This window comes from Halovenus amylolytica, assembly GCA_004015825.1.
Taxonomy (GTDB): Archaea; Halobacteriota; Halobacteria; order Halobacteriales; family Haloarculaceae; genus Halovenus; species Halovenus amylolytica.
Genome location: SAYS01000006.1, coordinates 16,361 through 38,263, shown reverse-complemented (window position 1 = coordinate 38,263; position 21,903 = coordinate 16,361). Strand labels below are relative to the sequence as shown.

Here is a 21,903-nt window from a genome sequence, read left to right as displayed (position 1 = left end):
TACAACCGCGGGGTCGAAATCAGCCAGTTTCTTGTCGCTACCAGTATCACTCGTTGGTGATCACGTGGGTGATGCAGTCCTCGTCGACGAGCGTGCCGTCAGCAGACACCTGCACACAGTTGGTGACAGCGTCCGAACCGCCGGGGAAGGTACTCGCCGAGTCGACGGCGACGGTCAGCGTCAGCACGGGGAGACACTGGCCTGCGGTGAGGCCGCCGCTGTTGGCGTGGGTTGCCGTCACCGTGCTACCGGCGACTGACACACTCCAGCCACTGCCCGAGTGCGAGACGTACGTGAGCCCAGGTGCGAGCGTGTCGGTGACCTCGATCGCGCCGTTACAGGTCTGCTCGACGTAGTTACAGACCTCGATCTCGTAGGTCCCCTGCGCGCCGTAGCGGAACTGCTGGCCGACCGATTTCTCGACGTTGAGCCCGCTACAGCCGGTGTCCGACTCGACGACCGCGACAGTCACACAGTCGCTGTCGTCGCTCGAATCCTGATCGGTCCCGTCGAGACGCGCGCAGTTCGTGATCTGGTCGCCTGTCTCGTCGATCGAACCGATCGCGACCTCCAGGACGAGCGGCGGGAGACACTCACCGAGTGCCAGCCCGTTGCCGTTTGGATGCGTGCAGGTGACCGTCCCACCGTTGTCTGTGCAGCTCCAGCCAGTGCCGGTTTCATTGACGAAGGTGACACCGGCAGGGAGTGCATCCGTAACCGTCACCGGATCGGGACAGTCCCCGTCACCGTTGTTGCAGACGGTAATCTCGAAGGTGGTGTTCTCGCCGGCCGTCACGACGTCGCCGTCGTGTCGTTTGGTGATACCGAGGTTACAGTCGTCTTCCACGGGCTGGACGGGCAGCGTGATGCAGTCGCGGTTGTTCTCCGTGTTCACATCTTCGTACTTGAGACTCGCACAGTTGACGATCTGGTCGCCAGTTTCGTCGATCGATCCGACGTCGACGTCGATCGTGATCGGCGGGAGGCAGTCACCAGTTGCGAGCCCGTTCGAGTTCGGGTGCTCGCAGGTGACGACGCTCCCGTTGGCGGTGATCGTCCAGTCGGTCCCGCTGCCGGCGTCGTAGCTCACACCGCTCGGGAGCGAGTCGGTGACCGTGACCGGACCCTCGCAGGTACTGTCACCGTCGTTGCAGACGGTGAGTTCGAACTGCGTCGGTTCGTTCGGCGTAATGAACTCGCCATCGTGCGTTTTGCTGATCGAGAGGTCACACTCGCCATCGTCGACAGTCACCGGAACACTCGCACAGTCGGTGTCGTTGTCGGCGGCCGTTTCTCCTCCCTCGATGGTGGCACAGTTTCTGATCGCGTCCATGTATGCGTCCCCGTCGAGTTCGAGGGTGAGCGTCGGGAGGCAGTCGCCGGCCGCCAGCCCGTTCGAGTTGGGGTGTTCGCAGGTAACCGTGCCGCCGGTTTCGGTGCAGTCCCAGCCGCTGCCAGTGTCGCCGACGAAGGTCGTCCCCGTCGGGAGTTCGTCGACGACAGTCACCGGGCTCTGTTCACACGCGGTGTCGCCGTCGTTGCAGACGGTGATCTCGAAGGCCATTGTATCGCCGGGAGCCACCGGTGTGTCGTCACCAGCGTACTCCTTCGTTATCGAGAGCGCACAGCTGTCGTCGACCGGCTCGTCGGAACACTCACAGTAGACGTCGGCGTCGATCAACAGCCCGGTGATCGTCGCGTTGTTTGCCACTCTGGCACGGAGTGTGTACTGTCCGGGACCGACTGGCTCGGTCACCGGTCCCATCAGTGATGCGAACCCGGACCCCTGCGTGAGTGTGGTCGTTCCACCGGGGCCGTCGAGTTCGAGGGTCGCATCGTCGTCGACGGCCCAGCTGTGAATTCGGAGCTCACACTCCTCCTCACTCCAGGTGTCCTCGATCTCGAAATCGATCTCGTAGACGTAGTCACCGATCGGATCCGACGGGGCGGGCCAGCCGCCGCTGCCGTTGGAATCGATCCAGTTTGCCGTCGGGACCGTGGCCCACTGGGACACTGGCTGGATACTCACAGCCTGGCCGGTCGTCCCGTCGGGCGAACTGGCGACATGCCAGTCGGGGTCGGGAGTGCCAAACGAATCCACCGTTCCGTTCGTCGTTCCGGTGGCCAGATCGATCGTGAGATCAAGACAGTCGTCATCGTCGTCGTGGAGACAGCCAGCCAGGGCGATTGCACCGCCGGCGCCCAACGTTTGCAGCAGACGCCGCCGCGAAAACGGAGGCTCCTCGCTCATCGGAACCACCGCTCGCGGTCCGGCGTCGCCGCCGAATGATACCAGCCACTGATCGCTACCGGATCGACTCGCTGTCGGTTCTCGAGCGGAACCGGCTGACACTGGCGATCAGAACTACCGCAGTTCCGTCCAGTCTTCTCTACACAGTGCTGTAGCTTTCCAGTGGCTGTTGGTATCATGTTGTATACAGTAACATCGAATATACTATATGTTAAATAGAATTATACGATTGCTACTCTAACGTGAGTAAGCCGGAGGGTTATAAGTAGTTTGCGTCGACTATCCCGGAGTTGTCACTGCACAATCAGTACGCTGCGTCAAAAAATGAGTGGAGGGCGTCGGAGTTACGCCGATGCGCCAACGGGTTTCGCGATCGCTTCGAGTTCGTCCATCGTGAGTTTCACACGGCCGGAGGTCGTGTTCTCTTCCGAGGAGCGACCAGGATCGAACTTCAGCTCGTACTCGTGCCAGTCGCCGATGCGGGCAGTCGGGCAGAGGATCTCTTCCTCGCTGAATCCTGCTTCGGACTGCGTGACGACGACCGTCCGGCTGCTGCGGCCGGAGGCCGGTTCGAGTTTCAGTGCGTAGTCGTGCCAGTCGCCAAACCGCGCCGTGACATCCAGGATGTCACCTTCTTCGAAGCCTGCGACCGAATCGGTAAGTTCGTAGTTGCGTGCTTTCATTGCATCTGATAGTAGGACCTGCAGACGTAAAAACCCATTTTGTAATAATTATTCCGATTTTCTGTGGACAATTATGCAAGAATATAGCACTATATAGACCAAATATCAGAAATATCGCGTGCGAATAGCATGCAGTACAGATAGTGTCACACAGTGTCGAGACGGGAATCCACCCATGGAAGTTGAGACGAGAACACGGAACAATAACGGTTTTCCACCCGCCACGCAAAGGTTTGGGCATGCTAAGCAGGCAGTTCGTCCGAGAGAACCCCGACGAGGTCGCGGAGGCACTCGATCTCCGGGGGATCGACGACGTCGATCTGGCGGAGATTCTGGACATCGAACAGGAGTGGCGTGATCTCAAATCCCGCGGTGACGATCTCAGGCACGAACGCAACAAGGTCAGTGACCGTATCGGCGACCTCAAGCAGGAAGGCAAAGACGAGGAGGCCGAGGAGGCGATCCAGCGCTCGCAGGAACTCAAAGACGAACTCGAAGCAATCGAGGACGAGGCCGACGAACTCGACGCCGAACTCGAAGACCGACTGCTCGAACTCCCGAACATCCCGCAGGACGACATCCCGCCGGGTGAGACCGAACAGGACAACGAGGAGGTCCGCAGAGTCGGCTTCGACGACCTCCGGGAGCTGCCGGAGGAAGTGGTCCCTCACTACGATCTGGGCGAGGAGCTCGATATTCTGGATTTCGAGCGCGGCGCGAAAGTTACCGGCGGCGGCTTCTACTTTCTGAAAGGCGACGCGGCACGGCTGGAACACGCACTCATCCAGTTCATGCGGGACGTTCACCGCGAGCAGGGCTACTCTGAGGTGTTCCCGCCGATCGCGATCAACAGCGAGTCGATGACCGGGACGAGCCAGCTGCCGAAGTTCGCCGACGACGCCTACCGCATCGGCGGCCACAACGACGACCCCTACGACGACGACGATCTGTGGCTCTGTCCGACCGCGGAGGTCCCCGTCACCAACATGTACCGCGACGAGATCCTGCTCTCCGACGACCTCCCGCTGAAACACCAGGCTTACACTCCGAACTTCCGGCGCGAGGCCGGCGAACACGGCACCGAGACGCGGGGGCTCGCGCGCGTCCACCAGTTCAACAAGGTCGAACTCGTCAATTTCGTCGAGCCAGAGGAAAGCGACGAACGGCTGGACGAACTGGTCGGCGAGGCCGAGGAAGTTCTCGAACGACTCGGGCTCCCCTACCGGGTCGTCCTCCTCTGTGGCGGTGACCTCACCTTCGCCTCCGCGCGTACCTACGACATCGAGATCTGGGCACCGGCCGACGACATGGAACACGGCCCCGACCGCGGTGGACGGTGGCTGGAGGTCTCCAGCGCCTCGAATTTCGAGACGTTCCAGGCCCGGCGCATCGGGCTGCGATACCGGCCGGAACGCCACGAATCCGCCGAGTACCTCCACACGCTGAACGCCTCCGGTGTGGCGCTGCCCCGGCTGATGGTCGCGCTGCTGGAGTACTACCAGAACGAGGACGGGACGGTGACGATCCCCGAACCGCTCCGTCCGTACCTGGGTGGCCAGGAGCTCATCGAGGGCCACGAACCAGTCGGCGAGGCGGCGGTCGGTGCCGGCGAGAAAGAATAGAAACACCGATTTCGCAGAACGCGCGAACTCAGTCGGTGTAGGTCTCTATCCGGACGATCCCATCAGAACCGAACGAGAAGACATCGACGAATCCGGTGAGCGTCCTGCCGTCTTTCTCGACCAGTCTCCCCCGGATAGCAAGCTCGTCTGCCTCGCCTGTCCGGTAGATCCGATCGATCGGATGGCTGGTCTCGGTCTCCGGCCGCTCCTCGCGCATGAACTGGACGAACCGCTCGCGACCGTCGAGGGTCATCTCCGGGCGGTCGTGGACGAAGTCGGGGGCGAGCAGCGATTCGAGTCGGTCGTAGTCGTGGCTGTCGAGTGCGTCGTAGTACGCCCGTGCTGTCGAACGAAACTCGGCGGTCGCCTCGTGCTCACCGGTCATAGCGAATCCGGGACACCGTGGTTGCCTTCTGACTCCTCGCCCTCGTCGTCCTGTTTCTCGGTCTCCGGTTCGGTCAGATCGAGTTCGACATCCTCCTCGACAGTCCCATCAGCCTCTCCGTCTGTCTGCTCCCCGTCTATCTGCTCGGACTGCTCGCTGTCACCCTCGACGAACTCGCCGCCGACCTGCGTGACGACGTCGGTACTCACATCCACGACACCGGTGTACACATCGTCGACGACGCTGTCGGTTGCATCGTCGGTGCTTTCGGACGACCGATCTGTCGACTCCGTGCCGTCGTCAGCGATTTCGTCGTCCGCAGAGGGATCCACAGTGTCAGCAGCGATGCCGTCGTCTGCTGTCCCGTCGGCCCGAGCCGGCGCCGCGCTGGCCACATCGATGTCCGCATCGTCGGTGCTGACACCTCCGGAATCGGCCTCGTCAGCCACTGCGTCGTCGGCCTCGGGGCGGTCTTCTTCGAGAACAGTCTCTTCGGTGTCGGCATCCTCGCCGTCGACCGCTGTCCTCGGTGCAAGCGCACCGTCCAGCTCGTCGCCTCCGCTGTCGGGGGTTTCGAGCTTGATTTCGCCCGGGACGACACTTCTGTCGTTAATTTCCGGCTCGTCGTCCTTCGTGGTCGACTCGGACTGTTGTTCGAGTTCCGCTGTGATCGCTTCGAGTTCCTCGTCGTCGATCTCCGAATCGTCCTCGTCAGTCCCCGTGTCGGTCACCTGCTCTGTCCTGTTCGGGGACTCTTCAGGATACGACCGCGGCCGTCGACCCGGAGTGGTCGTGTGTGACTCTCGTCGTGATCTGGTGCGCTCACCGCCACCGTAGGTTGGAACCGTCGCGACTGGCTGTTCGGCTCCTGTCTCGTTGGCCGACGAGGCGAGATCAGCCTGCGCCTCGACTGCCACATCGAGGTCGGCATCCAGAGAGGCATCCGGATCGTCCTCTTCCTGTGGGACGAAATGCTCCGGTTGCTCGTCTTCCTCCTCGGCTGGATCGGTCTCCGGCGGGAAATCGTCCGGGTCCGGTGGCTCGTGGATCTCGCGGGCCGTCTCGATCGGGGATTCGGCATCACTGCGGAGTGACTGGCCTCTGGCCCCATCACCACTCGAAAAGGCGTTCGAAGACTGGCCCAACCAGTCGGCGGCCCGCCAGAGCGATTCTGCCTTCTTCTCTGCGCGCTCGAAGTACTTCCGGCTCTCCTCTGCCTCGGCGAACCGGATGGCAGTGTCGAACTCGTCGCCTGCCTCGTCGAACTCCGCGGCAGCCTGTGTGAAATCCGTCTGTGCGATCATCCACTCGTCCGTTTCGAAGGCCTTCATCGCGCTGGTGAAGGCCCGCCGCGCCTCCATATAGCGGGCATAGCCGACCCGATATCTGGACTGTGCGGTGTCCTCGTCACCGATCTCTTTGATCGCTGCGCGGATCTGCTCGGCGTTCGGGACTGCTCCCGGCCGCGCACCGACCCAGGTGAACTGGACGACTCCCGCGTGGTCGACGACGACGACTGCTCGCTGGGTGAGATAGCCCGCCATCTCGTCGTCGACGGCGACGCCGTACTCGACAGCGACACTGCCGTCGGTATCAGAGAGGAGCGGCATATGCAGGTTGTACTCCTCGGCGAAGGCGAGGTGGCTGTGGACGCTGTCGCCGGAGAGCGCGAGAACGCTGACATCCTTCTGCATCGTAAAGAGGTCGAGTTCGTCCAGGCCCGTCTCTCCGTCGGCACAGGAGGGGTTGAAATCACCAGGGTAGAAGGCGAGCACGACGATATCCTCCCCAAGAAATTCGTCGCCGTGGATCGCTGTTATCTCGCCGTCTCGGACACCGGGGAGGGTAAATATCGGCGCTGTCTCCCCCTTTTCGATCATTGTATACGAGATATCGCGTATTCGTACTTAATACTGTGGCTGTGTTATCGCACAGAGAAAACACAGAAACACGCCGAGCGTGTAGGACAGGTGTGGACCTGCACGTCAGATACGAGGGCGACGACGACCCGAAGAAGTGCACAGCCCGCAGGCTCGCGAAATTCGATCTCGCGACGCTCCACAAGACGACGCGGGCGACGCCCCCGGGGATCGTCCTCAACCCCTTCGCGGAGCAGGCACTCTCACCCGCGGATCGAACCGGGGCCGGCGACCGCCTCGTCGCGCTCGACTGTTCCTGGGAGACCGCCGAGCAGGAGGCGTTCGATATCGGCGGTGTTCACCGCTCGCTGCCCTTCCTCGTCGCATCGAACCCGGTCAACTACGGGACACCGTTCCAGCTCAACACCGTCGAGGCCTTCGCGGGTGCGCTCGTGATCCTCGGCGAGCGCGAGCAGGCAGAGGAGATCCTCTCGAAGTTCAGCTGGGGGCATACGTTTCTCGAACTCAACGCCGAGCCGCTCGAACGGTACGCAGCCTGTGAAGACTCGACAGAGGTTATCGAAGTTCAGGACGAGTATCTCGCAGACGAGTAAGACGCGACTCCGCTAGACGATATCGAGCCCGATCGCACTCACGCCACCAGCGATGGCGGAGCCGAGGACGTATGCGAGAAGAACCGGGAGTTCGTCGCCGAGACTGACATCGACGAGATCCGGTGCCAGGGCGATCATCAGAATCAGCATGACGAGTCCAGCCAGCAGTGTCCCGACAGCGCCGGCGACTGCTGTGGTAACGAAGGCAGGTTCGCCACGGTCCGACGCCACGTAGTACACTGCGAGCCCGACGGCAAGCAGCGGGGCGAGGACCAGCAGCTGTTCGAATCCGAACTGGGCCGCGAAGAAGAGTTTATTACTGGAACCCGAGACGGCGAGTGAGTCTTCTCCCAGAACCAGCGAAAGAGTCGTTGTCAGAAACAATCCGAGACTCAACCCGAGGTAGACGACTGCGCCGTGGATTGCACCCTCCACGGGGCCTGCCGATGGTTGTGTTCGTCCGTAGGACATGTCACCTCGGTGTATTCCCAACTGATAAATAAAACTATCCAAGCGTGAGTAACCGAGATGAGAGTCAGTGGTCGAAAACTGCTTGCCGGTAGCGGTCTAACTGCGGGTATGAGCGAGGGGAGTCGGACGACACGCGAGCGAATCACCGACCGACTGCGCGAACAACCACTTGCAGTCAGCGATATCGCACGGGAGTTCGAGATTACGGCCGCCGATGGGCTCACACACGTCGAACATATCGCGAAATCACTCGACAGTACGGGCGAACAGCTACTCGTGGCTCCGCCGACATGCCGCGAGTGTGGCTTCGAGGAGTTCGACGACCTGATCAACCGGCCGAGTCGCTGTCCGGAGTGTAAATCGGAGAGTATCGAAGAGCCTGCCTTCCGAGTGGAGTGAGCAACAAGTGGTTCTGGTGGAAACGGCTCGAACGCTTCAAAATGGGAGTCGGTAACTGGGACTGACATTCCAAACAGCAAGAAAGCCCCGAGGCTCTGAACTCGGGGGACCCATCTGCGCTCCAGTTGGTGGCCGCGGGTCACACCCGCGGGCCCGGGAGACGGAGCCTCCCGACGCTTGATGGGTCCGCCTTCCCCGACAGCCTCGGGGCTTTCTTGCTGGTCGCAGTACTGTCGTTTGGTACAGTCTCTCCACTTGGGACGTTCGTACTGTTCACAGCACCAACAACCGTCTACGCATATCCAAAATCTCCTAGTCAGTTTCCAGAAAATCCAATCCGGCCACGCGAGGAGAGATCGTGGTCGCCGGAGGGGCCGAGATTCTCGAACTCGTAGCTCTCGTCGGTCAGATACACCGCGCCATCGTGGACAGTCACCCCGACCTCGTCGATGGTCGCACCCTCGCAGGGGCCGTGCGTGCAGTCACCCGTCGTCGTCTCGAAAGTTGCACCGTGTTTCGTGCAGACGAGTTCGTCGTCACGGACTGTCGCGCCGCTGCCAGAATCGAACCGGACGTCCGTCCAGTGGGGACAGTAGTTTTTCAACGCGATGACGCCATCAGAGAGGTCGAGGAGAATCGCCTCTTCTGTGTCGAATCCATCGCGGATCGTAAAGAGAAGACTGCTGTCTGCCGGCACCTCGTCCAGCGACGCGATTCGGCTGTCCTCGTCCATTCGTTGTGTAACTGTGGTGGACGTATCCGCTTGAACGTGTCGGAAAAATACGACTCACTGCTGACCGGTGCTACTCGGCTATCCCCGGGGCACCGGGTAGACCGGCTAATAGAACGACTCGACCAGTTTGTCGAACCGCTCCTGTAGATCCCTCGTCACCGGACCAACGGCGACTGGTTCGTCGTCGACACGCGTGACCGGTCTGATCTCCCACGTCGAGTTCGTGACGAACACCTCGCTGGCCTGCCGCAAGATTTCGGGGTCGTACCGGCCGGTCTCGACCGAAATGCCGGCCTCCTCGGCGAGTGAGAGAACCACGTCCCGCGTTATCCCTGGAAGCAGCGGCAACGCTGCTGTCGGCGTCCGCAGCGTTCCACCGCTGACGAAAAAGAGGTTACTCGTTGCACCCTCCGCGAGGTAGCCATCCGACGAACACATGATCGCCTCGTCGTGGTCGCTATTGCGCAGTTCCAGTCGCGCGAGAATCCCGTTCAGATAGTTGTGCGTCTTCGCGTCGGCTGGAATCGCTTCGTCGGATACGCGCTCTCGCTCGACAGTCCCCACTGAGGCGGGGCCATCCCAGACACGCTCACCGTCGACACCTGCCCGCGGCAGTTCAGAGACGTAGATGACGATCGTCGGATCGACGTCCTCGCCGGGTGTGAGCTTGCCGGGCTGGACACCACGAGTCACGGAGAGCTTGAGATACGAATCGAAGAGGTCGTTCGCAGCCAGCGTCTCGTCGACGCGCTCACGGAGATCACTCGCTGGCGGGAGCGCGTCACCGAACCCGAGTGTCTCACAGCTTCGCTGCAGACGCTCGGCGTGAGCGTCCCACTCGAAGGGCTCACCGGCGTAGATCCGCAGCGTTTCGAAGGCCCCGTCGCCGTACATGAACCCCCGATCCCGGACGTTCACCGTCGCCTCGTCGGCGGGGACGAGTTCGCCGTTAACGTGGTACTGGTCGGTCATCGTGGCTTGTGTTGGTCACTCACGGTGTTCGGCTGCCATCGCGAGGAAGTTCGCGACGAGATCGATTCCGTCCTCGGTCAGAATGCTCTCGGGGTGAAACTGGACGCCGACGTGGGGCAGGGAGTCGTGGCGAACACCCATCACGACGGTCGCCTCGTCGTCCGTCTGGGCAGTCTCTGTCAAAATATCGGGCAGATCCTCGCGTTCGACGGCAAGCGAGTGGTATCGCCCGACATCGAACTGGCCAGGGAAGCCATCGAAGACGCCACGGCCGTCGTGGGTAATCGTCGAGGGTTTGCCGTGGACGACCGAGTCGGCGTGGCCAACCGGCGCGCCGTGGGCCGAACACAGTGCCTGGTGGCCGAGGCAGACACCGAGTGTCGGGTAGGTTCGCTCCGCGAACAGCGGGATCGAGATACCTGCCTCGGCAGGGGTACCGGGCCCCGGCGAGATCACGACTGCGTCCGGATCGAGTGTATCGACGCCGGCCAGATCGATCCGATCGTTGCGGCGGACGATCACCTCGCCAGCCTCGGGGTCGCCGCTTCCGTCACCAGCCTCGGACTCGCCGCCTGTATCACCAGTCCGACCAGTGACGACCGACCCGACGTACTGGACGAGATTGTACGCGAAGGAGTCGTAGTTGTCCACGACGAGGACGCGCTGGCCGCGGGCACGGACAGCGGCTGACGGTTCGGAGCTCATTGTTGTGATGGGTTCTCGACGCGGAGGTCTGCCCGGTCACCGAGTGCCCGGTCGACGGCAGTGACGAGCGCCCGTCCCTTGTCGAGTGTTTCGGCGTACTCCCGCCCTGGGTCGGAGTCGTGGACGATCCCCGCCCCGACACGGAGATGATACTCGTCCTCGTACCGGACGAGCGTTCGGATGATGATATTCAACGTCGCACGGTCGTCGAAACCGAAGATGCCGATGCTGCCGGTGTAGGGGCCCCGGCGGGTCGCCTCCATCTCCTCGATGATCTCCATCGTCCGGGGTTTCGGCGCGCCTGTGATCGTTCCACCCGGGAACACCGCCGCGATGGCGTCTTCGAGATCGAACTCCGGACCGAGTTCGCCCTCGACGAGTGAGACGAGATGCATCACCTCCGAGTACCGATCCACGCGGCGGTACTCCGGGACGGAGACCGAACCGAACTCGGAGACTTTGCCGAGGTCGTTGCGTTCGAGATCGACCAGCATCGCGTGTTCGGCCCGCTCCTTCTCGTCGGTACGGAGGTCTGTTTCGAGGCGGTCGTCCTCGCTCTCGGTCGCACCCCGTGGCCGTGTGCCTGCGATCGGTTCTGTGAGGAGACGGTCCCCATCGCGTTCGAGCAGCAGTTCGGGGCTGGCGCTGACGAGATCCACACCCGGGAATTCGAGCAGTGCGGAGTACGGCGCTGGATTGACCTCCCGGAGCGCGTCGAAGGCCGCGACCGGGTGGACAGCCGCGGGGGCGCGCAGTCGCTGTGAGATGTTCGCCTGGAAGGTATCACCGTCGCGGATGTACTGTTTGACCCGCCGGACGCGTTCGGCGAAGGCCTCGCGGCCGCAGTCGCTTTCGAACTCGGCCGTCGTGGCGTCGACGGGCGGTGCGCCGATCGACGGATCACCGTCGATAGCCCGCCGGGCCAGATCGAGTGCCATCTCTCTTGCCTGTTCGTACGCCTGCTCGGGGTCCGCTGGATCGTCGATCCGGGGGCAGGCCGTGATACGTAACTCGACGTCACCCTCGCGGGGTTCTTCCCACGAGGCAACTGTATCGTAGGTCGCGATCTGGAGATTCGGGAGAGTGCGGTCGTCGGTCGCGAGCGTCGGGATGTCTTCGAGTTCGCGAGCCACGTCGTAGGAGAGCCAGCCGATCGCACCGCAGGGGTAGGGAATTTTGCAGTCGCCGCGGTGGAGCTGTTCGGAGTCGACGAGGTCTGCGAGGACAGAAAGCGTCGATCCGTCCGCGGGGTCGTGCTCTCTGACGGCCGTCGGTTCGACACCGAAATATCCCCAGCCGGACTGGCCGCCAGTCGTCGCGAGGTAGGCACCACCAGTGCCCTCGCGTGCCCGCCGGTAGGCGAGAAACGGATCGTCGACGGGAACGCGGACTTCGACGGGGACACGCCCGCCCGCTGGCACGTCGGCGGCTGTCGCCGCGAATGCCGAGGGAGTTGTGACGACCTCCGGATCCATAGAGGAGAGAAGGAGTGAGAGGTTTAAACGGTTTTGCGATTCGACGCCGGATAGCTGTCGCTGGAACTGGTCAGCGATCGGGGAGGCACTCGCAAAAACAGATCAGGCGAAATTCTGGGCCCTGTCGATCCAGTCCGAGGCGCGCGATTCGGACACCTGGGCCGCATCTGCAATAGTTTCGGGATCGCTGTCTGCGAGATCCGCGACGGTCTCGATTCCGGCGCTACCGAGGCGGTCGCTGTAGGTCGGCCCGATACCGCTGATCTGGTCGACGGGTTCAGCCGTCTCCTCGGTTTCGGATTCCGCGTCTGGTTGGTCTACGGACTCGTCTTCGGATTCTGCAACCGACTCGTCGTCTCCTTCGTCGGCGACCGACTCCTCCTCTTCCTCGAATGCCACTTCTTCGTCCGGTACCTCGTCCACCATTTCGGTCTCTGAGTCTGCGGTGTCGGCATCCGACACGGACCCGGTCCCCGGCTCGGACACCTCGGACGACTCGGCGACATCACTGTCCCCGGCATCGGTCGCCGTCCCCTTGACTGCATCCTCGCTCGCAGTGTTGGGTTCGCGCTCGACTGTAATCTCGCTTTTCTGGGGCCCAGATTCAGTCTCTGTCTCGTCCGAAGAGAGACCGAAAAGACTCCTGATCATTCGCGTTAGCGCCTTCATGTTCGAACTGTTACGTAGCGGAGTACTTAATTATTGCAGGCCACCGACTAGTTCGATGACCAGTTCGAACCGGAACTGAAGCGGGACCTGATTGTAACACAACAGCCGGACCAGTCGAGCGCCCGTCTCGGGGTAGTCAGCGTATGAAACAGGTAAGAATATCGTACTGTCCCACGATATGTGATCAGAATTAGATGAATGTGGAGGTGGTCACATCAGTGCCAGGCCGGGTCAGCGTTGCTGATCCGGCAAACAGGTCACGGACCGCGTTAGTCGTCGGCTGGGACCGGTTCGCCGTGGCTGATATCGTCACCGAGCAGTTCCATGAACTCGGCGAGCCACTCCGGATGGTCCGGCCAGGCCTGTCCAGTGACGAGGTTGCCGTCCCGGACGACCCCGTCGACCCACGAACAGCCGGCGGCCTCGACCTCTGCCTGGACGGCCGGATAGGCGGTTATCTCGTAGCCATCGAGGACGTCGGCGGCAGCCAGGATCTGTGGCCCGTGACAGATCGAGGCGACCGGCTTGTCTTCCTCGAAGAAGTGCTGTACGGCCTCGATCACTTCGTCGTGTGTCCGGAGATACTCCGGTGCCCTGCCCCCGGGAACGCAGAGCGCGTCGTAGTCGCTCGGATCGATCTCGTCCATCGTCGCGTTCAGTTCGAAGTTGTGACCACGGGACTCCATGTAGGTCTGGTCACCACGGAAGTCGTGGATCGCCGTCTTGATCGTCTCCCCAGCTTCTTTGTCGGGACAGACGGCGTCGACGTTGTGTCCCACCATCTCCAGTGCCTGGAACGGTACCATTATCTCGTAATCCTCGCCGAAATCACCGACGATCATCAGGATGTCTTTGCTCATTGGTAGCACCCAGGGAGATATACGATGTAATAGGTCATAAAATCCCCTCTTACGTACAACTACTTTCCGGGGAAAACTGGTAATTGGCGAGCGCGTCGTCGTGCTCAGTCGCTCCCGCTGGTAGTTCGTCTGCGCTCCTGAAACTGGTGTTTCCAAATTCAGAATACATAAGTTTAATGTATTGGGGCACCAATGCTCAAGATATGGCAGACTCGAAGAGATTGAACATTACCGTGCCAGAATCGACATACGAGGATTGGTTCAGAGCAGTCGAAGACGAGGCAGTTGCTCAATCTGTCAGCGAATTAATCAGAACGTCAGTCAATCGAGAACTCGAAGGACACCATAATCCTACTCGATCGACACAGCAGGGCGCTCACGCGGTTCAATCTGAAGATGTGCAGAGAGCCCTTAATTCGATTCAATCGTCTCTCGAAGACGTAGAGGAGCGTATGCGTCGAATTGAAGAGCAGTCCCGTGTTTCGAGTGAATCGGAGACAGTGAATTTACAGAAGGTTGTCCTACGTCTCTTGCCAGAGGTGGCTGTTCCGCCGAAGGAGAATCTCGTACGAGAGAGGGCTGAAGATTTACTGACTGCTGGCGCTGTTGCCAATCAGATTGACGGGAATCCTGAAGAGGTACTCAACGCGCTGATTGCAGTGTCAGAGAATCACCCGCAGGTTGCGACTCATACGACGAGTGACGGTACGGCGTATTTCTGGAGAGAGCCATGAGCCGTCCTGTAATCAGTGAGTTCTTCGAAGAGAAATTTGTTCAAAAAGTCCTGTCGAGAGGTAATTCAGAGAATACGGCTGAACGATACTTGACGGAGATCTCAAAATTTGACGACTGGCTCTCGAAGGACCGTGAGAGCGATTTGCATGAGGCAACTATCTCTGACATTCGAATCCGATTGGAAGAGTTGGCAACACCGTCGAGGGACAGAGGACCGTACTCTGGCTCAACGATTAAACGCAAGAGGGCGGCACTCTCCCAATTCTTCCAACTTGGCAGAGAGGTTTGTGAAGATTACGAGATGGATTTTTCGATTGAAGGGAATCCAGCCGTAGAGCTGAATCAATCGTGGAGTACGGAGACCAAGAAATCTCAATCTGAAGAGATTAAGTCACGGGGTGGTATCTACTACTTAGAGTCTTCCGACATTCGGAAACTGGTGGACAACGTGCCTGCTCCAAAGACGAGAAATTCTTTAATCGTGAAAATTTTGTACAACTGTGGGCTACGTCGAGGAGAGCTTGCGTCAATTCACCTTGACAATCTAGATAGGAATTCACAGACGATTAATATTCCGGCAATTAAATCGAAAGAACCAAGAAAGGTAACGTACAGTCCAATGTACGTGGGATTCATGTTGGACGAATGGCTTGACGCTGGTTACAGAGACGCAGTATTCTACGCCAGAGAGCATGACTCTGATTACTTGTTTCCGACTGACACGAGAGAGCATATCTCTGGTAAGCAGGTAAATCAGATTGTTACTCAAGCTGCAGAGAATGCTGGTCTCCAAGAAGATACACACGAGTATTCTGACGGAAGGCAGGGACACAAGATCTCGGCTCACGTTCTCCGACACTCGTATGCTGTCCAAGCGATTAAGTCGGGAATTAATCTACGCTCCTTGCAGAAATTAATGGGGCACGAGGATTTGAGCAACACCGAGATATATCTGAAAATCGCAGAAGAAGATTACGTTGAGGAATCTCGCAAGTTCTCAATTTGACAATACTCGTCGCCGCATAACCGCTAGCTTGCAAATGATTGGATATCTAACATACTAGAAATTATGACAAAATCGAAAGATTTAAATTGCTAGAACCCCATAAATACAACAAATAGTAGACAGCGGAGAGGGTTCTTCCGAGGGAATTTAAATTACGTAGAGAGTAAGATATATGTAGATACTTTTTTAACCACCTTTTCTGTAATGTCTTATGGATGAATCGAAGAAAGTTCATAGCAGCTATGGTTGGGGCAAGTACCATATCAATTGCTGGATGTGGAGAAGAAGAAACAACTACTACGTCTTCCGATGATGGAGGCAACGGAGATGACAGTGGAAGCGATGATGACAGTGGAAGCGATGACAGCGGCGAGGGATTAGTTATTGAAGAACACGAACTAGTTGAAGATGAATTCTCAGTACAGATTGAGGGAATACTCTTGAATGACACAGGAGAAGAACAGTCATATGTTGAGGTTAAATCAACGGTTTACGACGAAGATGATGTACGTGTTGATGACTTTTTCACAAACACGACTGACTTGCCAGATGGTGAACGGTGGGGGTTCGAGATTCCTGTCCTTACAGACGCTGAAGAGATCGCACGTTACGAGCTTGAAGCCTCAACTTCAGCGTTTTAGGTTTTTAGAGGGGAAGGATTAAAATCAGACGAATTGGTTAACTGTATTATATAATCAAGTAGTATGGGGTATTTGAGTAATTGAGGGGGTAGTCGGTTTTGGCACACGAAACCCACCTTTTGACAAATTAAAAACGACGAGAGTGAAGGAGGATACTGCGAGGGAAACGAAATTAAACTCGTTCCGATTCGTTGAATAAGAAATAATTGTCGAAATAACTACTTGAATCGTATAGTATCTGAAGGCATTTTTTGCCAGTCTCCGAGCGCGGGTGAGCGGGGTCTGAACGGAAGGATTCATCAACTCATATAAAAAAAGATCCGCTGACAGGGGTTTCATCTAATACATTAATCTGCTGTATTTCTGGCTTGGAACTGGTGTTTCCAGTCGTTGAGCACAGTCGTGATCTGTCGGTCGACGGCGTAGGGGCCACTGCCCGTGATAATCAGCATCGATGCGAGGCCGTAGAGTCCGACGTGAGCGAGAACAGGGTCGTCGGGGAGCGCAAACAGCGTCAGCGTGAACATGAAAATCGCCGTCATCGCACTCGCACGGGTGAAGGCCCCGAGAATCAACAGCGTCCCGAGTGCAATCTCGGAAATTCCGGCCCCGAACACCCAGAGTTCGGGTGAGACCGGGATGACCGACGTGAGATCGTAGTGATCGACGACCTCCATTCCGAGCCCCGGGCTGAGCATCTTCTCGGAGACACCGAGGAAGATGAATCCGAGACCGAGCCCGATGCGACCGACAGTGGGCGCATAGTGTTCTAGGTGCCGAAACTTGTCCTGTTGTTTCCGCGCCCAGTCGTGGACGAAATCCACGCGGCCGTACACCGTCCCCCTCGCCTCGGAGAGTCGGTAGAGCACGTGGTCGGCGCTCGGTTTCCCGCTGCCGATCAGGGCGATGACGGCCGATCCGGCGGCGACTTCGAGCTGGAGCAGGAGGTCGGGATAGATGACGGCACCGATGGCGTAGACCGCGAACGTCGCAACCGCAACGACCCGTGTCGCCAGCCCGAACAGCAGCATAAAGCCGAGGAAAACCTGGACCAGGCGGAGTTCGACCCCGACTGCCGGGCTGATGAAGTAGCCGCTGAACCCCGCACCGATCAACGGGATCCCGATAGAGATCCGCAACAGCCAGGGGACGTACTCGGCGTACTCACGCATCGCGAGCCGGAACGCCGTGATATCCGCGTCGAAGGGCTGGACGAACAGATAGCCGACGATCACCAGCCCGACAGAGACGGCCCCGCCGGCCAGGAGCGCCACACTCACTGGATCGGACAGCACTGCCGAGAGAAACTCGCTGACCGAAACATCCTGTTCACCGTCGACGACGTACTGCTCGTGTGCTCGCGCGCTGCCGGAGACGACCCAGAGCAGGCAGGCGACTGCCAGTGCCGTGGGGAGTGCCCGACGAATTCTAGGGGAAAAGTGACTCATTTGTACACAGTATGGGAACAGTCCTCAAAAATATGTGTGACACAGCAACCATTTCGACCACTTTCACTCCGGGACACGAACGCTTAACCCCAGCCAGGCGCAATATCGGGCCGAATGGCTGCGACTGAGCGGGGAGAGACGATCGACGGGCCACTCCTGACGGAGGGGCTACTCGAAGACCGCTCCTACCAGACGACGCTGGCGGAGCGGGCGTCGGGCACGCACACGCTGGTCTGTCTCCCCACCGGACTCGGCAAGACGGCCGTCTCGCTACTGATTACGGCGGGACGGCTCCACGACGTTGGCGGCAAAGTGTTACTACTCGCACCGACGAAGCCGCTGGTCTCCCAGCACGCCGACTTCTACCGGGAGGCGCTCACGATCCCCGACGAGGAGGTCGTCGTCTTCACCGGCGAAACGTCACCCGAGGACCGGGCCGACCTCTGGGAGGATGCGACGGTCGTCCTCGCGACGCCGCAGGTCGTCGAGAACGACCTCGTCGGCAACCGGATCTCACTCGCCGACGTGACCCACTGCACGTTCGACGAGTGTCACCGTGCGACCGGCGACTACGCCTACAACTACATCGCAGAACGGTATCACGAGGATGCGACCGATCCCCTCGTAACCGGGATGAGCGCCTCACCGGGCGACGACGAGGAGGCGATCCTGGAGGTCTGTGCGAATCTCGGCATTCGGAACGTGGAGGTGATGACCGAATCTGACGCCGATGTCTCCGCGTACACACACGAGACGTCCGTCGACTGGGAGCGACTCGAACTCCCCGAGGCCGTCGAAGAGATCCGTGACCTGATCGAGGAGGTGATTCAGGATCGGCTGGTCGAACTCAAGGATCTCGGCGTGACGCGGACGACACAGCCCGACGTTTCCGAGCGAGAGATCCAGAAGATCCAGGGCAAAGTCCAGGAGTTGATGAACAGCGACGACTCGGCGGGGTATCAGGGGATGAGTTTCCTCGCCGAGGTCCGGAAGCTCCGGACAGCGATGACCTACATCGAGACCCAGAGTGTCGAATCCTTCCGGCGGTACATGGACCGCCAGTACGAGGCTGCCCGCTCCTCGGGCGCATCGAAGGCCGACCAGCGGATGGTCTCCGACCCGAACGTGAAGCGAGCGACCAGAAAGGCCGAGGAGTACGACGATCTCCACCCGAAATTCAGGCGGGCCCGGATGCGCATCGCCGAGACGCTCGGCATCAACGACGGCGAGCGCGTGATTGTCTTCACCGAGTCCCGCGATACCGCGGAGACCCTGACAGAATTCCTCGATGACCATTTCACCGCCGAGCGGTTCGTCGGCCAGTCCGACACCGACGGAAGTGACGGGATGACTCAGACCGAACAACAGGATACACTGGCGCGGTTTCGAAGTGGCGAGTTCGAGGTGCTCGTCTCCACCTCCGTCGCCGAGGAGGGGCTGGACGTCCCCGAGGTCGATCTGGTACTCTTCTACGAGCCAGTGCCGACGGCGATCCGGGCGATCCAGCGGAAGGGCCGGACCGGTCGCCAGACCGAGGGCGCAGTGACGGTGTTGCTGGCCGAGGATACCCGCGACGAGGCCTACTTCTGGAAAGCCCGGCAGGATCAAAAGAAGATGAAACAGGAACTCCGGGGACTCAAAGAGTCCGTCGGGGAGATCGAATCCGCACTGAGCCAGCAGGTCGAACTCGATGCTGTCGAGGTGGATTCAGATGGCGACGGTGAGTCAGGAGCCGCCGGATCAGACGATTCCGGCGCCGAAGCGAATGGCGAGGAGTCCGACGGACAGACCGGGCTCGATGCCTTCGCAGGATCAGAGAAAGACGACCGTGCGACAGAGGAAAGCGACGCGAAAGCGGACGACACAGCAGAAGAAACGGCAGACTCCGAGGACGAAGACGACGAACGCGAGGAAGAAGTCGTCGCCGAAGCCGGCGACGCAGACGGGGAGAACGTCGAAATCGTCGCGGATCAGCGGGAACTGGATTCGACGATCGCCCGGGACCTCTCGACACGGGAAGGGATCGAGACGCGACTCGAAACGCTCGCAGTCGGGGATTACGTCCTCTCGGATCGGGTCGTCGTCGAGCGCAAGACCGTCGAGGACTTCCTGGATACGCTGACCGGCGGCGATCGGTCGATGTTCGAGCAGGTCGGTGACGCCGCGCGGAACTACAGCCGCCCGGTCGTGATCGTCGAGGGCGGCGATCTCTACGGCGAGCGCAACGTCCATCCGAAGGCGATCCACGGCGCGCTGGCCTCCCTGGCCATCGATTTCGGCGCGAGCGTGATGCAGAGTGCAGACGAAGCGGAGACTGCAGATCTGCTGGAAGTGATCGCGACACGCGAACAGGAACAGGAGGATCGGGAGGTCAGCGTCCACGGTGAGAAACAGTCGAAGACACTCACCGAACAGCAGGAGTACGTCGTCGCCTCGATTGCCGAGGTCGGACCGGTGACTGCCCGGGCGTTGCTCTCGGACCTCGGCAGCGTGGAGGCGGTGATGACCGCCGACGAAGAGGCGTTGCTGGAAGTGGAGGGTATCGGCCCGGTGACTGCCGAGCGAATTCGGGAGGTCGTATCGAGTTCCTACAGCGGGTGATTGTTTCTGTGGGATTTGGGTTGTGACGGTGCGAAATATCAGTGCAAACAGCAGGAAAGTCCTACGAGACGGCGAACTCAAGACCACTGCTTCGAACAGCAAGAAAGCCCCGAGGCTGTCGAGTCGGGGGGCTCGCTGCGCTCCGCAGGTGCTTGCGTCGCCCGCCTTCCTCGACAGCCTCGCCCCTTTCAGTCCGCCCTATGTAGCTTTCCAGGCCGGGCGGGACTGAAAGGGGCGAGGGTCTGAACGAACCCCGACGACGTAAGCACGCGAACGGAGTGAGCGCGCGCAGCGAGTCGTGGGAGTTCAGACCCTCGGGGCTTTCTTGCTGTTCCCGAGACCAACTCCGAAGCCAGCTATTACTCAGACACCACCCCAGACAACTAGGACCGGTCGATGTTTGTATGCCGGAACCGAGACTGGGAATATGGACGTCTACGGACTGCTCGGCAATCCGGTCGGCCACTCGCTGTCGCCGCCGATGCACGAGGCCGGCTACGAGAAACTGGATATCGACGCACGCTATGTCACCTTCGAACCACCCGTCGAGAAAGGAGCCGAGGCTGTCGAGAGCGCGGCGATGCTCGGCGTCTCCGGACTCAACGTGACGATCCCGTTCAAACAGGACGTACTCGACGCTGTCGAACCGGACGATATCGCGGCACGGATCGGCGCAGTGAATACGATCGATTTCTCGACCGATCCGCCGACGGGCTACAACACCGACGCCGCTGGACTCGTTCGAGCGTTCGAACACCACGGTGTCTCGCTGGAGGGGCAAGCGGTGCTCGTCGGCGCTGGCGGTGCCGGCCGCGCCGCAGCCTTCGCGCTCGCAGACGAGGGGATGACCGTCGGCATCGCGAACCGGACCGTCGAGAAGGGAGTCGATCTCGCCGCCGACGTGACGGAGTCGGCAGTCGACGGCACAGCATCGGGACATGCCCTCGATACGTTGTCGGAGCTACTCGCCGATGCAGACGTGCTCGTCAACGCCACGAGCGTCGGGATGGAAGAGGACCGCTCGCCAGTCCCCGAGGACGCGCTCCACGGCGATCTGGCAGTCCTCGATGCGGTCTACTCACCCATCGAGACACGACTCCTCCGGGAGGCAGCCGCTGCCGGTGCAACGACGGTCGACGGCGCGTGGATGCTGCTGTATCAGGGTGTGGAGGCGTTCGAGCGCTGGACGGGCGAAGATGCGCCGGTCGACGCGATGAACGAGGCACTGCGGGCACATCTGGAGTGAAAATCGATCAGTTCTACAGTTGGAAAACAACTGAGATACCCATACTATTATTGGTTATTATTCTTTCTGATATATTCTTCAGTCAGTGAAGAAGTATTAGACAGGAGCATTGTTAGTTTATTAATATCTGACCCCTTTCCAGCAAACGTGAAGTTTCCAGTTGCGACATGCACTGACCATTGACTCGGGTACTCGTCGTTCTCTGCTTCACGTTCTGAACCCCATCGAAGGATTTCTACATCGTATTGATTGCCATCTGGATCTTCGTAGTCTGCTGCATATCCAGCTTCAGCACCGACCATACCGGCGGCTTGCTCCTGAGAAAATGTCATTTCCCAACCCTCTGGTGGATCAGGGAGTAACTCCTCTGGATTGGCATTTTCATCCGGTGCAAGACTACTGGTATCATCTCCGTTACATCCAGCTACTGTAATTGTCGATGTTGTCGCCAACCCTGCTATGAATCTTCGTCGGCCGACAGTATGAGTGCGATCCATTCATACAAGTGGTATGCTACTAAGCATATAA

At 59.7% G+C, this 21,903-nt stretch carries 21 protein-coding genes; 8 read left to right on the top strand and 13 right to left on the bottom strand.

The window, feature by feature from the left end; genetic code table 11:
- Positions 1–46: 46 nt before the first annotated feature.
- Both EOW68_RS06145 and EOW68_RS06140 read right to left on the bottom strand, forming a co-directional pair.
- Positions 47–2,251, bottom strand: coding sequence for a DUF11 domain-containing protein (locus EOW68_RS06145; RefSeq protein WP_128224284.1), 2,205 nt, complete (start codon positions 2,249–2,251; stop codon positions 47–49).
- A 344-nt stretch (positions 2,252–2,595) separates the two neighbouring features.
- Complete coding sequence (locus EOW68_RS06140; RefSeq protein WP_128224283.1) at positions 2,596–2,934, bottom strand: hypothetical protein; 339 nt, start codon at positions 2,932–2,934, stop codon at positions 2,596–2,598.
- A gap of 239 nt (positions 2,935–3,173) precedes the next feature.
- On the opposite strand from EOW68_RS06140, the gene serS reads away from it, so the two are divergent.
- Complete coding sequence (serS, locus tag EOW68_RS06135) at positions 3,174–4,556, top strand: serine--tRNA ligase (RefSeq protein WP_128224282.1); 1,383 nt, start codon at positions 3,174–3,176, stop codon at positions 4,554–4,556.
- A 28-nt stretch (positions 4,557–4,584) separates the two neighbouring features.
- Here the strand turns inward: serS and EOW68_RS06130 are convergent, their stop codons facing one another.
- Together EOW68_RS06130 and EOW68_RS06125 are read right to left on the bottom strand one after the other, a co-directional pair.
- The gene (locus EOW68_RS06130; protein WP_128224281.1) at positions 4,585–4,941 is read right to left on the bottom strand and encodes a nuclear transport factor 2 family protein; all 357 of its coding nucleotides are present in this window, start codon (positions 4,939–4,941) and stop codon (positions 4,585–4,587) included.
- On the bottom strand, positions 4,938–6,821 hold the full coding sequence (locus tag EOW68_RS06125; protein WP_128224280.1) for a redoxin domain-containing protein: 1,884 nt from the start codon (positions 6,819–6,821) through the stop codon (positions 4,938–4,940). Before EOW68_RS06125 ends, EOW68_RS06130 begins: the two co-directional genes overlap by 4 nt.
- 92 nt (positions 6,822–6,913) lie before the next feature.
- On the opposite strand from EOW68_RS06125, the gene EOW68_RS06120 reads away from it, so the two are divergent.
- Complete coding sequence (locus EOW68_RS06120; protein ID WP_128224279.1) at positions 6,914–7,414, top strand: DUF367 family protein; 501 nt, start codon at positions 6,914–6,916, stop codon at positions 7,412–7,414.
- A gap of 12 nt (positions 7,415–7,426) precedes the next feature.
- On the opposite strand, the gene EOW68_RS06115 is transcribed toward EOW68_RS06120, so the two are convergent.
- Complete coding sequence (locus EOW68_RS06115; RefSeq protein ID WP_128224278.1) at positions 7,427–7,885, bottom strand: hypothetical protein; 459 nt, start codon at positions 7,883–7,885, stop codon at positions 7,427–7,429.
- A 108-nt stretch (positions 7,886–7,993) separates the two neighbouring features.
- Here EOW68_RS06115 and EOW68_RS06110 point away from each other — a divergent pair, with 108 nt between their 5' ends.
- Positions 7,994–8,284 carry a transcriptional regulator gene (locus EOW68_RS06110; RefSeq protein ID WP_128224277.1) on the top strand — a complete coding sequence of 97 codons (291 nt, stop codon included), beginning with the start codon at positions 7,994–7,996 and terminating at the stop codon, positions 8,282–8,284.
- A 316-nt stretch (positions 8,285–8,600) separates the two neighbouring features.
- Here EOW68_RS06110 and EOW68_RS06105 read toward each other — a convergent pair whose 3' ends face one another.
- The 6 genes from EOW68_RS06105 to EOW68_RS06080 form a co-directional block, all read right to left on the bottom strand.
- Positions 8,601–9,017, bottom strand: coding sequence for a Rieske (2Fe-2S) protein (locus tag EOW68_RS06105; RefSeq protein ID WP_128224276.1), 417 nt, complete (start codon positions 9,015–9,017; stop codon positions 8,601–8,603).
- 105 nt (positions 9,018–9,122) lie between these two features.
- Entirely contained in the window at positions 9,123–9,989 is an 867-nt protein-coding gene (locus tag EOW68_RS06100; RefSeq protein ID WP_128224275.1) for an aminotransferase class IV, read from the bottom strand.
- Positions 9,990–10,004: 15 nt separating this feature from the next.
- A complete protein-coding gene (locus EOW68_RS06095; protein ID WP_128224274.1) occupies positions 10,005–10,694 on the bottom strand; it encodes an anthranilate synthase component II in 690 nt (229 codons plus the stop codon).
- Entirely contained in the window at positions 10,691–12,169 is a 1,479-nt protein-coding gene (pabB, locus tag EOW68_RS06090; protein ID WP_128224273.1) for an aminodeoxychorismate synthase, component I, read from the bottom strand. The genes EOW68_RS06095 and pabB overlap by 4 nt, the downstream gene beginning before the upstream one ends.
- A gap of 102 nt (positions 12,170–12,271) precedes the next feature.
- The gene (locus EOW68_RS06085; RefSeq protein ID WP_128224272.1) at positions 12,272–12,838 is read right to left on the bottom strand and encodes a helix-hairpin-helix domain-containing protein; all 567 of its coding nucleotides are present in this window, start codon (positions 12,836–12,838) and stop codon (positions 12,272–12,274) included.
- A 269-nt stretch (positions 12,839–13,107) separates the two neighbouring features.
- Complete coding sequence (locus tag EOW68_RS06080) at positions 13,108–13,698, bottom strand: DJ-1/PfpI family protein (RefSeq protein ID WP_128224271.1); 591 nt, start codon at positions 13,696–13,698, stop codon at positions 13,108–13,110.
- Positions 13,699–13,901: 203 nt separating this feature from the next.
- Here EOW68_RS06080 and EOW68_RS06075 point away from each other — a divergent pair, with 203 nt between their 5' ends.
- The 3 genes from EOW68_RS06075 (at position 13,902) to EOW68_RS06065 (ending at position 16,080) form a co-directional block, all read left to right on the top strand.
- Positions 13,902–14,432 carry a hypothetical protein gene (locus EOW68_RS06075; protein ID WP_128224270.1) on the top strand — a complete coding sequence of 177 codons (531 nt, stop codon included), beginning with the start codon at positions 13,902–13,904 and terminating at the stop codon, positions 14,430–14,432.
- The gene (locus EOW68_RS06070; RefSeq protein ID WP_128224269.1) at positions 14,429–15,439 is read left to right on the top strand and encodes a tyrosine-type recombinase/integrase; all 1,011 of its coding nucleotides are present in this window, start codon (positions 14,429–14,431) and stop codon (positions 15,437–15,439) included. Before EOW68_RS06075 ends, EOW68_RS06070 begins: the two co-directional genes overlap by 4 nt.
- Before the next feature lie 215 nt (positions 15,440–15,654).
- Entirely contained in the window at positions 15,655–16,080 is a 426-nt protein-coding gene (locus EOW68_RS06065; RefSeq protein WP_128224268.1) for an FxLYD domain-containing protein, read from the top strand.
- A gap of 347 nt (positions 16,081–16,427) precedes the next feature.
- On the opposite strand, the gene EOW68_RS06060 is transcribed toward EOW68_RS06065, so the two are convergent.
- Positions 16,428–17,528, bottom strand: a complete 1,101-nt coding sequence (locus EOW68_RS06060) for a DoxX family protein (protein ID WP_128224267.1) — start codon at positions 17,526–17,528, stop codon at positions 16,428–16,430.
- 114 nt (positions 17,529–17,642) lie between these two features.
- On the opposite strand from EOW68_RS06060, the gene EOW68_RS06055 reads away from it, so the two are divergent.
- Positions 17,643–20,129, top strand: coding sequence for a DEAD/DEAH box helicase (locus EOW68_RS06055; RefSeq protein WP_128224266.1), 2,487 nt, complete (start codon positions 17,643–17,645; stop codon positions 20,127–20,129).
- Positions 20,130–20,556: 427 nt separating this feature from the next.
- Positions 20,557–21,375: a shikimate dehydrogenase gene (aroE, locus tag EOW68_RS06050; RefSeq protein ID WP_128224265.1), complete on the top strand. Its 819-nt coding sequence runs from the start codon at positions 20,557–20,559 to the stop codon at positions 21,373–21,375.
- 47 nt (positions 21,376–21,422) lie between these two features.
- Here aroE and EOW68_RS06045 read toward each other — a convergent pair whose 3' ends face one another.
- Positions 21,423–21,872 carry a hypothetical protein gene (locus EOW68_RS06045; protein WP_128224264.1) on the bottom strand — a complete coding sequence of 150 codons (450 nt, stop codon included), beginning with the start codon at positions 21,870–21,872 and terminating at the stop codon, positions 21,423–21,425.
- Positions 21,873–21,903 lie beyond the last annotated feature (31 nt).

What these genes read in the sequence shown, in the direction of transcription:
- EOW68_RS06105 (WP_128224276.1), bottom strand. Translation starts at nt 9,017, where the DNA reads ATGGACGAGGACAGCCGAATCGCGTCGCTGGACGAGGTGCCGGCAGAC.
- EOW68_RS06060 (WP_128224267.1), bottom strand. Translation starts at nt 17,528, where the DNA reads ATGAGTCACTTTTCCCCTAGAATTCGTCGGGCACTCCCCACGGCACTG.
- pabB (WP_128224273.1), bottom strand. Translation starts at nt 12,169, where the DNA reads ATGGATCCGGAGGTCGTCACAACTCCCTCGGCATTCGCGGCGACAGCC.
- EOW68_RS06080 (WP_128224271.1), bottom strand. Translation starts at nt 13,698, where the DNA reads ATGAGCAAAGACATCCTGATGATCGTCGGTGATTTCGGCGAGGATTAC.
- EOW68_RS06130 (WP_128224281.1), bottom strand. Translation starts at nt 4,941, where the DNA reads ATGACCGGTGAGCACGAGGCGACCGCCGAGTTTCGTTCGACAGCACGG.
- EOW68_RS06075 (WP_128224270.1), top strand. Translation starts at nt 13,902, where the DNA reads ATGGCAGACTCGAAGAGATTGAACATTACCGTGCCAGAATCGACATAC.
- EOW68_RS06125 (WP_128224280.1), bottom strand. Translation starts at nt 6,821, where the DNA reads ATGATCGAAAAGGGGGAGACAGCGCCGATATTTACCCTCCCCGGTGTC.
- EOW68_RS06140 (WP_128224283.1), bottom strand. Translation starts at nt 2,934, where the DNA reads ATGAAAGCACGCAACTACGAACTTACCGATTCGGTCGCAGGCTTCGAA.
- EOW68_RS06055 (WP_128224266.1), top strand. Translation starts at nt 17,643, where the DNA reads ATGGCTGCGACTGAGCGGGGAGAGACGATCGACGGGCCACTCCTGACG.
- EOW68_RS06100 (WP_128224275.1), bottom strand. Translation starts at nt 9,989, where the DNA reads ATGACCGACCAGTACCACGTTAACGGCGAACTCGTCCCCGCCGACGAG.
- EOW68_RS06045 (WP_128224264.1), bottom strand. Translation starts at nt 21,872, where the DNA reads ATGGATCGCACTCATACTGTCGGCCGACGAAGATTCATAGCAGGGTTG.
- serS (WP_128224282.1), top strand. Translation starts at nt 3,174, where the DNA reads ATGCTAAGCAGGCAGTTCGTCCGAGAGAACCCCGACGAGGTCGCGGAG.
- EOW68_RS06145 (WP_128224284.1), bottom strand. Translation starts at nt 2,251, where the DNA reads ATGAGCGAGGAGCCTCCGTTTTCGCGGCGGCGTCTGCTGCAAACGTTG.
- EOW68_RS06110 (WP_128224277.1), top strand. Translation starts at nt 7,994, where the DNA reads ATGAGCGAGGGGAGTCGGACGACACGCGAGCGAATCACCGACCGACTG.
- EOW68_RS06115 (WP_128224278.1), bottom strand. Translation starts at nt 7,885, where the DNA reads ATGTCCTACGGACGAACACAACCATCGGCAGGCCCCGTGGAGGGTGCA.
- EOW68_RS06065 (WP_128224268.1), top strand. Translation starts at nt 15,655, where the DNA reads ATGAATCGAAGAAAGTTCATAGCAGCTATGGTTGGGGCAAGTACCATA.
- EOW68_RS06095 (WP_128224274.1), bottom strand. Translation starts at nt 10,694, where the DNA reads ATGAGCTCCGAACCGTCAGCCGCTGTCCGTGCCCGCGGCCAGCGCGTC.
- aroE (WP_128224265.1), top strand. Translation starts at nt 20,557, where the DNA reads ATGGACGTCTACGGACTGCTCGGCAATCCGGTCGGCCACTCGCTGTCG.
- EOW68_RS06070 (WP_128224269.1), top strand. Translation starts at nt 14,429, where the DNA reads ATGAGCCGTCCTGTAATCAGTGAGTTCTTCGAAGAGAAATTTGTTCAA.
- EOW68_RS06085 (WP_128224272.1), bottom strand. Translation starts at nt 12,838, where the DNA reads ATGAAGGCGCTAACGCGAATGATCAGGAGTCTTTTCGGTCTCTCTTCG.